This window comes from Bacillus sp. FSL R5-0709, from assembly GCF_038004785.1.
Classification (GTDB): domain Bacteria; phylum Bacillota; class Bacilli; order Bacillales; family Bacillaceae_G; genus Bacillus_A; species Bacillus_A mycoides.
The window spans coordinates 2,074,399-2,088,500 of record NZ_JBBORT010000001.1; the positions used below are offsets into that span (position 1 = coordinate 2,074,399).

The window sequence follows — 14,102 nt, forward strand, 5'->3', positions numbered from 1 at the left end:
AATGATTTTAACAGGAGGAAAATAGGATGAAACAGACGGAGCAATGGACTTCGAAATTAGGTTTTATAATGGCAGCAGCAGGATCAGCAATTGGACTTGGCGCAATATGGAAATTTCCTTATATCGCTGGGAAGAGCGGGGGAGGAGCATTCTTTTTAATTTTTATATTATTTACTGTATTAATTGGACTACCGCTACTTATAGCTGAATTTATGATTGGACGCAGTACACAGAAACAAGCAGTTGGAGCATTTAAAAGTATCGCACCAAATACAGGATGGCACTGGATTGGACGTCTTGGCGTTGGAACTTGTTTTATATTACTTTCATTTTATAGTGTTGTAGGTGGATGGGTACTAATTTATTTATTCAGAGGAGTAACTGGACAACTTATTACTCCGGGACAAAATTACGGTTCGTTATTTACTGAAACAATTGGAAATCCGCTTTGGGCTATTACTGGACATTTCGCTTTTATGTTCATTACGATATGGGTTGTATCAAAAGGTGTACAAAATGGAATTGAAAAAGCAAGTAAATATATGCTACCAGCATTGTTCGTTTTATTTGTCGCTCTTATTATTCGTTCATTAACACTGGATAATGCGATGCAAGGCGTGAAGTTTTTCTTACAACCAGATTTCTCGAAGATTACTTCAGAAAGTATTTTATTCGCAATGGGCCAATCATTCTTTGCGATTAGTATAGGGATTTCGATTATGGTTACGTATAGCTCGTATTTAAATAAAAAAGAAAGTTTACCAAAATCAGCAATAACAATTGTTGGATTGAATTTATTCGTCTCTTTATTTGCAGGTCTTGCCATTTTTCCAGCAGTATTTTCGTTAGGCATGGAGCCGACAGAAGGGCCAGGCTTACTATTTATCGTATTACCATCTGTATTTAGTCAAATTCCATTAGGAGGATTGTTCTTAACGGTATTTCTTGCGCTATTTACATTTGCGACATTAACATCGGCATTTTCTCTACTAGAGACGGTAGTTTCAGCATTAGCAAATGGTGAACAAGAAAGAAGAGCTAAACTTTCATGGATCATCGGTTTCTGCATTTTCCTAGTAGGTATACCATCGGCCTTATCATTTGGAGTATGGAGTGATATTACGATTTTTGGGAAGAATATTTTTGATGCAGTAGACTTCTTATCTAGTAATATATTAATGCCGCTTGGAGCGCTATTCATTAGTATTTTCGTATCATTCAAGATGGAAAAGAAAGTGCTAGAAGCTGAATTTTTTGTAGGTGGAAATTACGGAAAGAAAGTATTTACTTGCTGGGCATTTTTACTTCGGTTTGTAGCACCACTTGCAATAATTATTGTCTTTTTAAATGTAATAGGAATTATTTAACAATAAATGTTAAGATATTCAGTAAAAAAGAAGGTGATGATTATAAAGGCGAATTTGATGGAAACAGGGAAATACATGAACATTAGAGGGAAAAAGCTATACGTTGAAACACATGGAAGTCCTAAAAATAAACCAGTATTATTTTTACACGGTGGTCCAGGTGAAAGCTGTTATGATTTTTCATTTCATCAAGCGGAACGATTAAAAGATTCCTTATATGTAATTATGATAGATCAAAGAGGAGTTTGTCGATCAGAAGGAATTACTGAGGAAGAATCTTTTGGATTAAATGATTTAGTTGAAGACTGTGAGGAAATAAGAAAACTACTACAAATTGAGAAATGGTCTGTAATCGGGCACTCTTTCGGTGGATATGTAGCATTGTTATATGCAAGGGCGTATCCAAATTCAATAGAGAAAATAATATTTGAAGGTCCGACTTTCGATTTTGCATTAACAAGTAGGGCTCTATTACAAAGGACAGGAACGTTATTAACAAAGTATGGAAAAGAAGAAGTAGCAGAAGAGTGCCTCGCTTATTCATCTAGCAATACTAGTTCAGAGGAGTTGCTAGAAACCTACATAAGATTAAGCGATGAATTAGAAGAAAAAAGAATGGAGATTTATGAAAATAAGGAGTTTAAAACTGACTATAGTTTATATAGTGATGAAGAGTGGGAAGAATTTTCAAAGCGTTCCGAAATCCATTTTGATAGATTAAAAGCAGAAAGATCATTTCATACGTCATTATTATCAAAAATAAAAGATGTAGAAAATCCAATGTTATTAATTGTAGGAAAATATGATGTAGTAACGTGTGAAAAACAAATTGAAACATTTAATAAAGATGCTCGAAATGGGAAGCATATCATATTCGAAGAGAGTGGCCATACACCACATTATGAGGAAGCTGATCGATTTGCTGAAACAGTCATTCATTTTTTGAACTAAAAAAGAAAGAGCGCTTCGTATAATGCGAAGCGCTCTATTTTAAATTTCTGGATAAGTGATTGTAATATTAGGCCATTTACTTTGCCATTTCTTTTGATTAACTCTTTTGTTGTACATATGTATTCGTTCTTTCGTTTCAAGAAAATGAAGTGTAGGTTTCACTTGTAATGAAAGTACATCTTCAATTCCACATGGAGCTGTTAATATGACATTGTTTTGCTCGTCAAGCGTAACTCCTAAAGCGGTTGCTGTTTCAGGAAATTTAGAAATAGCATCAACAGAAGAAGAGTATGGTGGCATTCCATTCACTACATGCATGCGAGTTTGATTTTTTACTGACCAAGGGATAGAGGCATCCATATTCGCCAGCTTCTGTTTTAATGATTGTTCGTACGCCTCATCTTTATGTAATGGATCATAATAAATGACATCGACATCTGGCGTAGCCGTTCTTACTTCGTAGTTATGTAAAGTATCCCAAATTTTAGAACGGACAAACCCAGCGCAAATCCACCAATCAGGTAGCTCTAGTGATTTTGCCAATTGTAATACATTCATCATCCATTCGTCGTTTTCTATTAAGTGAATTAAATCTTGCTCTGTTTTTATATTCATTGATAAATACACCTTCCTAGTAGATTAATGCATCAGCTCAATAATCCATAAAATCCAGTGAGCACCTGGTACAAATAAAAGTTGTGCTAATAAGGTGCCGAGAAGTCTAGAAATCATTAGCCAACCATACATTTTACTCATAGATTCAGCGCCATTTTCTGATTGTAAAGCACGTTCTGTCAAAAGTGCTATACGTGGATCGAGTAACACTGTTAATAAAATTGTAGCAAAACCATTCACAAGGCCAGAAGCTGTACTTGCATTTGTTGCGTAATCTGGATTTAGAAAAGAAGCATAAAGGGCAGAAAGAACACCTGCTGTATAAATTGCAGTAGCAAACATGTTAATAAGCATAATACGCTTTGGGATACCACCGATACGCAATCTATGAATCATTTCAAATCTTGGAAAGCGCACATATTTTTTTGTGTACTTTAATTTTTGAATGTTATTTGTTTTCATCATTCGAATGAAAGAACCATCTGTTTCAAAGTTTTGAATGACATATCCAAATAGTTTTGTCAAAGTTGGATAAAGAATAATCGCAAGTAATGTACCGATGGAAGCAGATAATAGTACAAGTCGTATAGTATGCTCTAAATTAATAGAAGCATCTCGTTTTGCGTCATCGACAATCCCGCCAATTAAAAAGGCTTGTAGTAAATTTGACGTTCTTGAAATAAGTAATACCATTCCTACGACAGATAAGGCAACGACAATCTTTTTTAAACGAACACCAGCTAATCGAATACTATAAGAACTAGTTTCGACTGCGTGGATGACAATTGTGAAAGCCATTATAAAAATTAATGTAATTGACATTTGTTTCACCAGTTTCTATTGAATTAATTGTAACTTTTTTACTTTATCATATCTATCCGTATTTTGTAACTGAAACTATGTAACATAGAAAAAGTAATTTTTCGAAAAATAAATAATGATAGTATAGTAGAGGTAGAGTAGTAAAAAACCTTCAGTATTACATGTAAAGTAGGATGAGTGGGGGATTAAATATGTATACAACATTTTTATTTGATTTAGATGGAACAGTAACGGATCCTAAAAAGGGGATTGTAAATTCAGTTTTGTACGCGTTAGAAAAGGTTGGAATTGAAGAATTACATGTAAGTGAGTTAGATTCATTTATTGGTCCTCCTATTCAGCAATCATTCGTAGAGAGATATAATATGAATGAAGGAGAAGTTGAACGAGCTGTTTTTTATTTCAGGGAGTATTTAAAGCAACGTGGGTTGTTGGAGAATAGTGTATACGAGGGTATTCCAAATCTCCTAAAACAATTAAAAGATACCGGAAATCGTTTATTTATAGCTACTTCAAAGCCTACTATTTTTGCTAGACAAGTAATAGAGCATTTTCAACTAACGAATTATTTTGAAGATATCATTGGAAGTAATTTAAGTGGAACGAGAATAAAAAAAGAAGAAATAATTGCTCATATTTTACAACAAAATGAAGGACTTAATAAAGAGGAAGTTGTCATGATTGGAGATAGAAAGCACGATATAATAGGTGCAAATCATAATGGAATTGCTTCAATTGGTGTTTTATATGGCTATGGTAGTGAAAATGAGTTGATTGAAGTTAGTGCGACTCATATAGCGAAGGATATAGAAGAACTACACCATTTTTGTATAGAAAATGGTTTAATAAAAAAATAAAAATAGAGACTAACAATCCCTTTATAACGTATGACGATGAAATCGTTTTTGTTTAAAGGGATTTTTCATATGTAATCGAATATGTATAATTAGACATTTTAGTATGAAAAATTTGTATGAATTAGAGGGGGGATGTCAGAAATGAAAGATTAGTAGAAGTTTATCAGCAAAAGATTGAATTTTCAGTTTAAAGGAGGGGTATAATTGGAGCTAGTTATTATATTATTAGCACTTAGCTTACTTATGTTTGTAGCGTATAGAGGGTTTTCTGTTATTTTATTTGCACCGATTTTTGCATTATTTGCGGTATTTTTGACAGAACCTAGTTTTGTATTACCTTTCTTTTCTAATATTTTTATGGAGAAAATGGTAGGGTTTATTAAACTATATTTCCCGGTGTTTTTACTTGGAGCAATTTTTGGGAAAGTAGTAGAAATGTCAGGAATTGCTGATTCTATTGCAAAGACGATTGTAGAGTTGGTTGGAGAAAAACGTACGATTTTAGCGATTGTTTTAATGGGTGCTATTTTAACGTATAGTGGTGTTAGTGTATATGTAGTGGTATTTGCTATATTTCCGTTTGCAGCTAAGCTTTTTCGACAAGCTAATATTCCAAAGCGCTTAATACCTGGAACGATTGTCCTTGGAGCAGTAACATTTACAATGGATGCGCTTCCTGGATCACCACAAATTCAAAATGTAATACCTACAACATTTTTTAAAACGGACATTTATGCTGCACCGATACTTGGTATTGTAGGGGCAATTTTTGTTCTCACGTTAGGTTTATTATATTTAGAGAGTAGGCGTAAGAAGGCAAAAGCAGCAGGTGAAGGGTATTTTGGTTTTAACAATGGGAATACTGAAATGGCAGCATCTTTGGAATTAGAGCAGAAAGAAATACCGCTGTTAAATAGTTTAGAAATTACGAGGGCACAACAACTTATTGCTTTTATACCACTTATTTTAGTAGGTGTAATGAATAAAGTGTTTACTATTATGATACCGAAGTGGTATCCGAACGGTTTTGACTTTTCAGCAATTGGTATGAAAGCATTTGGAAAAGTAGAATTGAGTGCGGTAGTTGGAATATGGTCTGTAGAATTGGCACTTATAATAGGAATTTTAACAACTCTTTTATTATATTGGAAACGGGTAGTAACAGGATTTCAAGCTGGATTGAATACAAGTATTGGTGGTGCGCTACTTGCAACAATGAATACAGGAGCAGAATTTGGTTTTGGTGGTGTCATTGCAGCACTTCCAGGCTTTGCAATTATGAGAGACGGCATTTCTGCAACGTTCACAAATCCTTTAGTGAATGGAGCGGTAACGACGAATATTTTAGCCGGTATTACAGGTTCTGCATCAGGAGGAATGGGGATTGTTTTAAGTGCAATGGGGGATAAATTTATTGCAGCAGCCAATCAATTTGATATTCCATTAGAAGTTATGCACCGTATCGTATCAATGGCATCAGGAGGAATGGATACATTACCACATAACGGGGCTATTATTACTATTCTTACAGTAACAGGTTTAACACATAAACAGTCATATAAAGATATATTTGCTATTACAGTTTTGAAAACGCTTGCTGTGTTTTTAGTTATCGCATTCTATACTATTACAGGAATTTATTAATAATAGATACTATATGAATTGTAAAGATTTATTTAGTTGATATTTTATAAACTAAAACATTAATAAGGGGAAGAAGGGGTGGAGTACTTGCAAGAAGTTGCTGAGTTTCGTATGCCGAAGTCGGTACTATATGGAAGAAATTCGATTGAAAAGCTGGGGGAACAATCAAAGAAGTTTTGGAAAAGAGCTTTTATAGTTACTGATACAATTATGGAGAAATTAGGGTATGTTGAAAGGTGCATAAAACAGCTAAATAAGAAAGGTATTACTGTTATTACATATAACAAAGTGAATGCTGAGCCTACAAATTTACACGTATTAGAAGCGTTAACGATTTGTAAAGAAGGAAAGTGTGATTTTATTATCGGTATTGGTGGTGGAAGTTGTATTGATGCTGCGAAAGCAGTAGCGGTGTTACATACTAATGGTGGAACAATTGAATATTACGTCCAAAAAGATGTTGAAATAGAAAATGATCCACTACCACTCATTGCAATTCCAACAACTTCAGGTACTGGGTCAGAAGTAACAAGTGTAGCAGTAATTACGAATAAAAAAACAGATGTAAAAATGATGATGAAGCATCCGAGTTTTACCCCACAAGTAGCGATTATTGACCCGATATTAACAAGTTCGGTACCACCTCATATTACGGCAGCGACAGGTATAGATGCATTATGCCATGCAATTGAAGCATATATTTCTAAATTTTCACAACCACTTACAGATGTACTTGCTCTTTCGGCTATTGAAAGTATTATGAAATATTTACGTATTGCATATGAAGATGGAGATAATATGGAAGCAAGGGAAGCAATGATGATCGCTTCATTACAAGCTGGAATTGCATTCTCAAATGCATCAGTTACGTTAGTTCATGGTATGTCAAGGCCAGTAGGTGCACTATTTCATGTACCGCATGGTATATCGAACGCCATACTATTACCTACAGTTTTAGAGTTCACAAAAACAAGTGCAGTGAAAAGGTTAGCCGAGATTGGACGCAATTTAAACAAAGATCTCTACTCATATTCTGAGGAAGAAGTAGCGAATTACACGCTTGCTGAAATAAAGAAACTTTGTTTCGATCTTCGTATTCCAAATTTAAAAGAATATGGAATTGATGAAATTGAGTTTGAAAATGCTATTTCAAAAATGGCCTCGGATGCAATTGAAAGTGGTAGCCCAGGAAATAATCCACGAGTTCCTTCTTATAATGAAATTAAACAGTTGTATCGACAATGTTTTAATTATCAATATGAAGATTCTATAAAAACATTTGGGAACTAATTTCAGAATATTCTCATAAAATTTCCTTGGAAATATAGTTAAAACAAGACTTTATATTATAAACTTAAAGTCTTGTTTTATTGTGTATAATATACATAATAAAACATTGTTATTAGTTTAGAAAAAAGTTTAGGTAGGTGGTTAATATGAAAACGATAGGGCTTATAGGTGGTATGAGTTGGGAATCGACTTCAGAATATTATCGAATTTTAAATGAAGAGATAAAAAGTAGATTAGGAGGATTACACTCAGCAAAATGTTTGATTAATAGTGTGGATTTTGAAGAGATTGAACGATTCCAGTCTAACGGGGATTGGGATGGAGCAGGAGAAGTATTAGGGAATGCGGCGTATTCATTGCAGAAGGGAGGAGCAGATTTTATAATCATTTGCACAAATACAATGCATAAAGTAGTGGAGAAAATAAAAGAGAATATTAACATCCCCGTATTACATATTGCTGATACTACTGCAAAAGAAATTAAAAGAAAAGGTATTCAAACGATTGGTCTACTTGGAACAAAATATACAATGGAGCAAGATTTCTATAAGTCACGTATAGAAGAGAATAATATAAAAGTAATAGTGCCAGTAGAAAAAAATAGAGAAAAAATAAATGAAATAATTTATACAGAATTATGTTTAGGAAAAATAACATCACAATCTAGAGAGTATTATAAAAGAGTCATAGAAGAGCTAGTGCAAAAAGGAGCACAGGGCATAATTTTAGGTTGTACAGAAATAGGATTATTAATAAAGCAGGAAGACGTATTAGTTCCGATATTTGATACAACTTTTATACATGCAATGGAAGCAGTAAATGTGGCTTTAGAAAATAGATTATAATTATATTATGTAAACTTAGTTCATGTATCTGGAAAACATTCAGAAAATATTTTATAATGTAAGTGGTTACATTTAAGGGGGATGCGTATGTTTTCAGTTCAACCAATCGCATTTGTACATAATGAAAGAAAGGAAATAAAAGATGACGAATGGGGAGAAGTAAGATCCTGTATTACTTTAACTGAATTGTATACAGAGGAAAGTATACAAGGGATTGAAGATTTTTCTCATATTGAAGTTGTTTTTTATTTTCATAAAGTAACGGATGAACAAATTCAATATGTTGCTAGACATCCTAGAAATAATAAGGATTATCCTAAAGTAGGCATTTTTGCACAGCGCGGGAAAAATCGCCCGAATCGCTTAGGTGTAACAATTGTAAAAGTGATAAAAAGAGACGGTAAATCAATTATTGTTGAGGGATTAGACGCTATTGATGGCACCCCTATATTGGATATAAAGCCAATAATGAAAGAGTTTATGCCGAAAGAAGAAATACAACAGCCTAAATGGGTAACGGATATAATGAGACAGTATTGGAAGGGGAATGGAGTAAAATGAGAATATATGAGGCAACAATTGCAGATTTAGATGGACTAGCATCAGTTTTTAATAACTATCGTATGTTTTACCGACAAGATTCCGATTTAGAAGGTGCAAAAGTATTTTTACGAAATCGTATCGAGAGAAAAGAATCCGTTATTTTCGTAGCAGTTGAAGACGGTGAATATATTGGATTCACGCAACTATATCCATCATTTTCTTCCATTTCAATGAAAGAATTATGGATTTTAAATGATCTGTTTGTACAGGCAGCGAAGCGCGGATCTGGAACAGGTAAAAAATTATTAGAAGCTGCTAAAAAATTCGCATTAGAAAATGGCGCAAAAGGTGTAAAATTACAAACAGAGATTGATAATTTATCAGCACAGCGATTATACGCTGAAAATGGTTATTTAAGAGATAATCGTTATTTCCATTATGAATTAACATTTTAAAAAATGTAAGATTAAAAGAGACGTTTTCAAAATGAAAACGTCTCTTTTAAATTGTTTTATAGTTGATTTAAAACCCAGTTTGTTGCATCTTCAAAGTTTTCTGCAATGTAGTTTGGCTCAATATGTGCCCAGTTGTCTCGGTACGTATGTAAAGCATCGTATCCAGCGCCTGTTCGAACTAATATTGTTGTCGCATTCACTTTTGCTCCTGCCACAATATCAGTCCAGCGATCACCAACTACAGCACATTCTGTTAAATCAAGCCCATGTTTTTCCGCTGCTTTAAGAAGCATGCCTGTACTTGGTTTACGGCATTCACAACCATCCCCGTGTTTATGAGGACAAACGTAAATATCATCAAAACCGAAACCTTCTAATTCTTGTACAAAATCAGCTACAGTCGCTATTCCATCCGCGATACCTGGTTGATTTGTGAAAGAGAAAATTTTTATATTTTGAGCTTTTAGTTTTTGCAGAGCTGCTTTTGTAAAGGGGAATAATGTAAAAGATCCAGGATAATGTATTGTAGTGTCGCCGCCAATTGTACCGTCACGATCAATGAAAATTGCTTTAATGTTTGTCATAGTTATAGTCCCTTCAATTAAAAAGTAGTTTAAAAATGTTTTACAAATCGATATCCATTTACTTCATAACCTAATTTTTTGTAAAAAGGATGTGCTTCCACTCTTTTTGTTCCGCTAACTAGCCATGTTCCAATGCAATTATGCTTCTTTGCTAACTGTTCTGCATAATTCATTAACACTTGTCCAATGCCTTTCCGCCGTATTGTGGAATCGACGCTAATAATTGAAATTTCTCCATAACGAGTTACATCTTCTAAATTTTCACGTATACGAAACCCAAGTAATCCAAATATAGTTTCTTCTTCCTCATAAACATATAAAAAATCAAAAGGACTCATGTGTACGAATTGCAATCGGTTGTTCATATCTTCATAGGAAATAGAGGAACCTTTTAATTCTTTCGTTAAAGAACAAAGTGCATCTATATCATCTATCGTCGCTTCACGGATTTGAAAAGACATATTATTCACTCCAATAAAATGTAATCAAACATTTAATATTCTGTTAAAAAATGTTTTTTCCTGCTATGAAAATAAATATTTTATAATGATATACAGATAGCTATATGTTATTCTTTTCCTTGATTGTATTGGAAATGGAAAGAAGGGGAATGTATGTTGAAGGTGAATATCCGCTCAGCTGGATATGAAATAGGTGAAAAAACAATTCATGATATTGCTTTTTCAATTGAAAAAAGTGAATTAGTTGCTCTTATTGGCGCAAATGGTGCCGGGAAAAGTACGACGATTAAAACGATGCTAGGCTTACTTGTAAATATGAATGGTGAAATAGCATTTGGTGAAAAGAAAAATCCGTATGCATATGTGCCGGAACATCCAACATATTATGATTATTTGACGCTCTGGGAACATATTGAATTATTAATGGCTGCTCGTGAGAATGAAGTAGGAAGCTGGGAAAGGGAAGCTGAAGAATTATTGCATATGTTTCGAATGGATAAGCATAAGCATGAGTATTTATCAAAGTTTTCAAAGGGGATGAAACAAAAATCGATGCTTATATTGGCGTTTTTAACTAAGCCAGATTTTTATATAATTGACGAACCTTTTATCGGATTAGATCCAGTAGCTACGAAAGAGTTTTTAAGTTATTTATATAAAGAAAAAGAGCGCGGGGCAGGAATTTTACTTTGTACGCACGTATTGGATACTGCTGAAAGAATTTGCGAAAGATTTTTGCTCATTTCACAAGGTACATTAGTTGCAGATGGACATTTAGAGTCTATTCAAACGTTAGCGGAAATGCCGGGGAGTTCATTATTAGACTGTTTTGATGTAATCGTAAGGCGTGAACAGCATGATTAAAAAACAATTTTATAAAAGATTACGCCATGAACTTGAGCGGAAATGGAAGTCCATACGTTCGGTAACAGATTGGACAGTTGCGTTATATATAATTATTCCAGCACTTATATTTATGGGAATCTATTATCGATCACTATGGACGGAAACATTATCGATGGAAGAGACTGTGTATTTCGGATTAGGTTTACTCGCATTTTATCTTGTAACATATTCGAGAGGTGTACGCTCGTTTTTTGAACAAGCAGATAGTTTATTTTTAATTTCGTATCCAACTCATATGCGAAAATTAATTCAGTATGGCATGATATATACATTTATTCGAATAGCGATAACGGATGTAATGGTAGTAGTTGTTATGTTACCAGTGTTAATGAAAAGTATCGGAGCGACAAAGATACAAATCGTATTATTTTGGACATTCTTTACTGTATTTCGATTTATGTTGTCGTTGTTGACGAGATTTATTCATATACGTGTGGGGAAACGATGGCTACTATGGATTATAAAAAATGTAATATTTTCTATAAGTCTATCCTTTTTTGGATTGAGTCTGTTTCTTATTTATAAAAATCCATTTTATTCTATACTATGTATCGGTCTAGCAGTTTTTCTAATTATCGTATTGATAAAAGAAAAACTAAATTATAAAAATTGCTTTTTTAAAGAAGTTGAGAAAGAGAAAGAAGAAAGTATGCGCTGGACGAGTGGGATTATGCAAGTTGGTGGTCATGCGGCTAAACCGAGTAGTTCGAGTAAAAAACCGTGGATGTTCCCACATTCTAAAAGACTTTTAGGGAAAAAAGCTGATTCGCGTATCGTTGAATCTTTTTTGAAAGAATTTTTCCGTACAAGTAGTGCACGAATATTTTATATTCAAATTGTATGTATAAGCACGGTAAGTATTATGATGAGTCCGAGGTGGATTGCAGCTATTATCCTCGTATTTACGTTAGTTGCAATTTCTCGTTATGCACGCGATTATTGGAATGAATTTACGAAAAAAATGTTTCTACATTTATATTGTGATGAAGGCAAATTACTATTGTTAAGATGGAAGGCAGATCGCTATTTATTACTTCCAGTAATACTTTTGTATGGAATAGTTATACTTTCTCATTTTTATTTATTACCAGCTGTAATTGCCGGGATTATTTTTATAGTATGGATTGGTTGGATTGTATTTTTACCATAGAAAAAGAGCCGGAAATGGCTCTTTTTCTAGTCTGTAACACACTGGTAAATAAAATATACTAAAAGGAGTATGCTTGCGGCTGAGTACACGACATCTAAAGTCATCTGATTGTCCCCCTCATTGTTGTTGTATTTATAGTGTATGAAATCTTACAATTTCATATTCAAGTGAAAAATATGTGAACGTTAACAAAATTGTAAAGTGCAAAAATTACAATCATTTTGTATAATAGAAGAAACAACCGTTATATAAAATATAATGAGTGAAAGGGGAGGGAACATAAATGCCAAATTGGTTTAGAAAAACCTTAGTCGCATTAATTACCGTATTTACGTTTGGTTTAGTGACGCCTCCTTCCATATTACTTGATAATGCCAAAGCTGCGGACAAGCCTACGAGCACAGCTGGGCAACAAAATTTGGAGAGTACGTCCTATACATATGAAGAAACAAATGATAGGTTAACCACCGATACTTTTGTTAACTATGCGATGCAAGAAGCAGAGAAGCAATCTATGCAAAAATTCGGCTCTAAAATTGGGCCTGTAATTGAAGATGAATTTAAAGATGTTGTATTACCTAAAATTGAAGAGGCAATTGCGGAACTTGCAAATGATGTGCCAGAAGAATCGTTACAATCATTAGCGATTTCTCAAAGACCGGCTGGCGGAAATAATGAAAAGATTTTTCATGTTTATGACACGAAATCAGGAAATGACTTACTGCGATTTCATGTGAGGAGAGATCATCCACCGCAAGATGGATATTATTTTAATTTCCACTATCATCGTTTTGATGATGGATATTCAGGACACCATGAGTTAGGAAATATTTATTGGAATACGAATGTACCGCCGAAATGGTTGTCTTAAAAAGAACGAGAGAAAATCTTGTTCTTTTTTTCTTTATGAAAGGATACGACATTTATGTTGTTGAATAACATATGTTTAGGAAAAAAGAAAAAAGGGAGTATGGGGATGCAAAAATATATCGTTTTTGACTTTGATGGCACATTAGTAGATTCACAAAATATATTTGTACCGATTTATAATCAACTTGCTGAAAAGCACGGATATAAAACGGTAAGGGAAGAAGAAATTGAGTATTTACGTAAATTAACGATGCCAGAGAGATGTAAGCAACTCGATGTACCACTGTATAAACTACCGATATTAGCGCTGGAGTTTTATAAATTGTATCAACCTGCTATAAAAGATCTCGTTTTGTTCCATAGGATGAAGGATGTATTAGATGAATTACATAAAAAAGGCTACGGGATTGCCGTCATATCATCGAACTCAGAAGAGCATATTCGGGCGTTTTTACACAATAATGGTATCGAAAATATTCAAGAAGTGTATTGTTCTAAAAATTTATTTGGTAAAGACAAAATGATAAAAAGATTTTTAAAATCAAAAAAAATAACAGAGCAAGATATGTTATATGTCGGTGATGAACAGCGAGACGTAGCAGCGTGTAAAAAGGCTGGTGTGAACGTAATTTGGGTATCTTGGGGATATGATGTCATTGAAACAGTAGAAAAAGATGCACCAGATTATATGGTTCATACGCCTATGGAAATTTTACAAGTCGTACAGGGGGCACATTCTTAA

The 14,102-nt window shown here is 33.7% G+C and carries 16 protein-coding genes; 12 read left to right on the forward strand and 4 right to left on the reverse strand.

Features of this window, described 5'->3' with window-relative positions; all coding sequences use genetic code 11:
* The first annotated feature begins 26 nt into the window (after positions 1 to 26).
* Positions 27 to 1,367: a sodium-dependent transporter gene (locus tag MKX37_RS10640; RefSeq protein ID WP_002127179.1), complete on the forward strand. Its 1,341-nt coding sequence runs from the start codon at positions 27 to 29 to the stop codon at positions 1,365 to 1,367.
* 36 nt (positions 1,368 to 1,403) lie between these two features.
* Positions 1,404 to 2,318: an alpha/beta fold hydrolase gene (locus tag MKX37_RS10645; protein ID WP_078422323.1), complete on the forward strand. Its 915-nt coding sequence runs from the start codon at positions 1,404 to 1,406 to the stop codon at positions 2,316 to 2,318.
* Positions 2,319 to 2,357: 39 nt separating this feature from the next.
* On the opposite strand, the gene MKX37_RS10650 is transcribed toward MKX37_RS10645, so the two are convergent.
* The gene (locus MKX37_RS10650) at positions 2,358 to 2,933 is read right to left on the reverse strand and encodes a nucleotidyltransferase family protein (RefSeq protein WP_002127181.1); all 576 of its coding nucleotides are present in this window, start codon (positions 2,931 to 2,933) and stop codon (positions 2,358 to 2,360) included.
* A 24-nt stretch (positions 2,934 to 2,957) separates the two neighbouring features.
* On the reverse strand, positions 2,958 to 3,755 hold the full coding sequence (locus MKX37_RS10655) for a lipid II flippase family protein (protein ID WP_002141610.1): 798 nt from the start codon (positions 3,753 to 3,755) through the stop codon (positions 2,958 to 2,960).
* 191 nt (positions 3,756 to 3,946) lie between these two features.
* Here MKX37_RS10655 and MKX37_RS10660 point away from each other — a divergent pair, with 191 nt between their 5' ends.
* The 6 genes from MKX37_RS10660 (at position 3,947) to MKX37_RS10685 (ending at position 9,389) form a co-directional block, all read left to right on the forward strand.
* A complete protein-coding gene (locus MKX37_RS10660; protein ID WP_078422322.1) occupies positions 3,947 to 4,612 on the forward strand; it encodes an HAD family hydrolase in 666 nt (221 codons plus the stop codon).
* Between the two features lie 204 nt (positions 4,613 to 4,816).
* Positions 4,817 to 6,256 carry a GntP family permease gene (locus tag MKX37_RS10665; protein WP_002127185.1) on the forward strand — a complete coding sequence of 480 codons (1,440 nt, stop codon included), beginning with the start codon at positions 4,817 to 4,819 and terminating at the stop codon, positions 6,254 to 6,256.
* An 87-nt stretch (positions 6,257 to 6,343) separates the two neighbouring features.
* Positions 6,344 to 7,546, forward strand: a complete 1,203-nt coding sequence (locus MKX37_RS10670; RefSeq protein ID WP_078422331.1) for an iron-containing alcohol dehydrogenase — start codon at positions 6,344 to 6,346, stop codon at positions 7,544 to 7,546.
* Positions 7,547 to 7,692: 146 nt separating this feature from the next.
* The gene (locus MKX37_RS10675) at positions 7,693 to 8,391 is read left to right on the forward strand and encodes an aspartate/glutamate racemase family protein (protein ID WP_002127187.1); all 699 of its coding nucleotides are present in this window, start codon (positions 7,693 to 7,695) and stop codon (positions 8,389 to 8,391) included.
* Positions 8,392 to 8,478: 87 nt separating this feature from the next.
* Positions 8,479 to 8,952: an SAM-dependent methyltransferase gene (locus tag MKX37_RS10680; RefSeq protein WP_002127188.1), complete on the forward strand. Its 474-nt coding sequence runs from the start codon at positions 8,479 to 8,481 to the stop codon at positions 8,950 to 8,952.
* On the forward strand, positions 8,949 to 9,389 hold the full coding sequence (locus MKX37_RS10685) for a GNAT family N-acetyltransferase (protein WP_033708121.1): 441 nt from the start codon (positions 8,949 to 8,951) through the stop codon (positions 9,387 to 9,389). The genes MKX37_RS10680 and MKX37_RS10685 overlap by 4 nt, the downstream gene beginning before the upstream one ends.
* Before the next feature lie 56 nt (positions 9,390 to 9,445).
* On the opposite strand, the gene MKX37_RS10690 is transcribed toward MKX37_RS10685, so the two are convergent.
* Together MKX37_RS10690 and MKX37_RS10695 are read right to left on the reverse strand one after the other, a co-directional pair.
* On the reverse strand, positions 9,446 to 9,973 hold the full coding sequence (locus MKX37_RS10690; RefSeq protein WP_002127190.1) for an HAD-IIIA family hydrolase: 528 nt from the start codon (positions 9,971 to 9,973) through the stop codon (positions 9,446 to 9,448).
* Between the two features lie 29 nt (positions 9,974 to 10,002).
* Positions 10,003 to 10,434: a GNAT family N-acetyltransferase gene (locus MKX37_RS10695; RefSeq protein ID WP_002127192.1), complete on the reverse strand. Its 432-nt coding sequence runs from the start codon at positions 10,432 to 10,434 to the stop codon at positions 10,003 to 10,005.
* A gap of 153 nt (positions 10,435 to 10,587) precedes the next feature.
* Here MKX37_RS10695 and MKX37_RS10700 point away from each other — a divergent pair, with 153 nt between their 5' ends.
* The 4 genes from MKX37_RS10700 to MKX37_RS10715 all read left to right on the forward strand — a co-directional run bounded on the left by MKX37_RS10700 (position 10,588) and on the right by MKX37_RS10715 (position 14,102).
* The gene (locus MKX37_RS10700) at positions 10,588 to 11,298 is read left to right on the forward strand and encodes an ABC transporter ATP-binding protein (RefSeq protein ID WP_002127194.1); all 711 of its coding nucleotides are present in this window, start codon (positions 10,588 to 10,590) and stop codon (positions 11,296 to 11,298) included.
* Positions 11,291 to 12,490 carry an ABC transporter permease gene (locus MKX37_RS10705; RefSeq protein WP_078422321.1) on the forward strand — a complete coding sequence of 400 codons (1,200 nt, stop codon included), beginning with the start codon at positions 11,291 to 11,293 and terminating at the stop codon, positions 12,488 to 12,490. Before MKX37_RS10700 ends, MKX37_RS10705 begins: the two co-directional genes overlap by 8 nt.
* Before the next feature lie 283 nt (positions 12,491 to 12,773).
* Positions 12,774 to 13,361 carry a YpjP family protein gene (locus tag MKX37_RS10710; RefSeq protein WP_002031682.1) on the forward strand — a complete coding sequence of 196 codons (588 nt, stop codon included), beginning with the start codon at positions 12,774 to 12,776 and terminating at the stop codon, positions 13,359 to 13,361.
* Positions 13,362 to 13,466: 105 nt separating this feature from the next.
* Complete coding sequence (locus MKX37_RS10715; protein ID WP_033734641.1) at positions 13,467 to 14,102, forward strand: HAD family hydrolase; 636 nt, start codon at positions 13,467 to 13,469, stop codon at positions 14,100 to 14,102.

What these genes read in the sequence shown, in the direction of transcription:
- MKX37_RS10640 (WP_002127179.1), top strand. Translation starts at nt 27, where the DNA reads ATGAAACAGACGGAGCAATGGACTTCGAAATTAGGTTTTATAATGGCA.
- MKX37_RS10645 (WP_078422323.1), top strand. Translation starts at nt 1,404, where the DNA reads ATGATTATAAAGGCGAATTTGATGGAAACAGGGAAATACATGAACATT.
- MKX37_RS10650 (WP_002127181.1), bottom strand. Translation starts at nt 2,933, where the DNA reads ATGAATATAAAAACAGAGCAAGATTTAATTCACTTAATAGAAAACGAC.
- MKX37_RS10655 (WP_002141610.1), bottom strand. Translation starts at nt 3,755, where the DNA reads ATGTCAATTACATTAATTTTTATAATGGCTTTCACAATTGTCATCCAC.
- MKX37_RS10660 (WP_078422322.1), top strand. Translation starts at nt 3,947, where the DNA reads ATGTATACAACATTTTTATTTGATTTAGATGGAACAGTAACGGATCCT.
- MKX37_RS10675 (WP_002127187.1), top strand. Translation starts at nt 7,693, where the DNA reads ATGAAAACGATAGGGCTTATAGGTGGTATGAGTTGGGAATCGACTTCA.
- MKX37_RS10680 (WP_002127188.1), top strand. Translation starts at nt 8,479, where the DNA reads ATGTTTTCAGTTCAACCAATCGCATTTGTACATAATGAAAGAAAGGAA.
- MKX37_RS10685 (WP_033708121.1), top strand. Translation starts at nt 8,949, where the DNA reads ATGAGAATATATGAGGCAACAATTGCAGATTTAGATGGACTAGCATCA.
- MKX37_RS10690 (WP_002127190.1), bottom strand. Translation starts at nt 9,973, where the DNA reads ATGACAAACATTAAAGCAATTTTCATTGATCGTGACGGTACAATTGGC.
- MKX37_RS10695 (WP_002127192.1), bottom strand. Translation starts at nt 10,434, where the DNA reads ATGTCTTTTCAAATCCGTGAAGCGACGATAGATGATATAGATGCACTT.
- MKX37_RS10700 (WP_002127194.1), top strand. Translation starts at nt 10,588, where the DNA reads ATGTTGAAGGTGAATATCCGCTCAGCTGGATATGAAATAGGTGAAAAA.
- MKX37_RS10705 (WP_078422321.1), top strand. Translation starts at nt 11,291, where the DNA reads ATGATTAAAAAACAATTTTATAAAAGATTACGCCATGAACTTGAGCGG.
- MKX37_RS10710 (WP_002031682.1), top strand. Translation starts at nt 12,774, where the DNA reads ATGCCAAATTGGTTTAGAAAAACCTTAGTCGCATTAATTACCGTATTT.
- MKX37_RS10715 (WP_033734641.1), top strand. Translation starts at nt 13,467, where the DNA reads ATGCAAAAATATATCGTTTTTGACTTTGATGGCACATTAGTAGATTCA.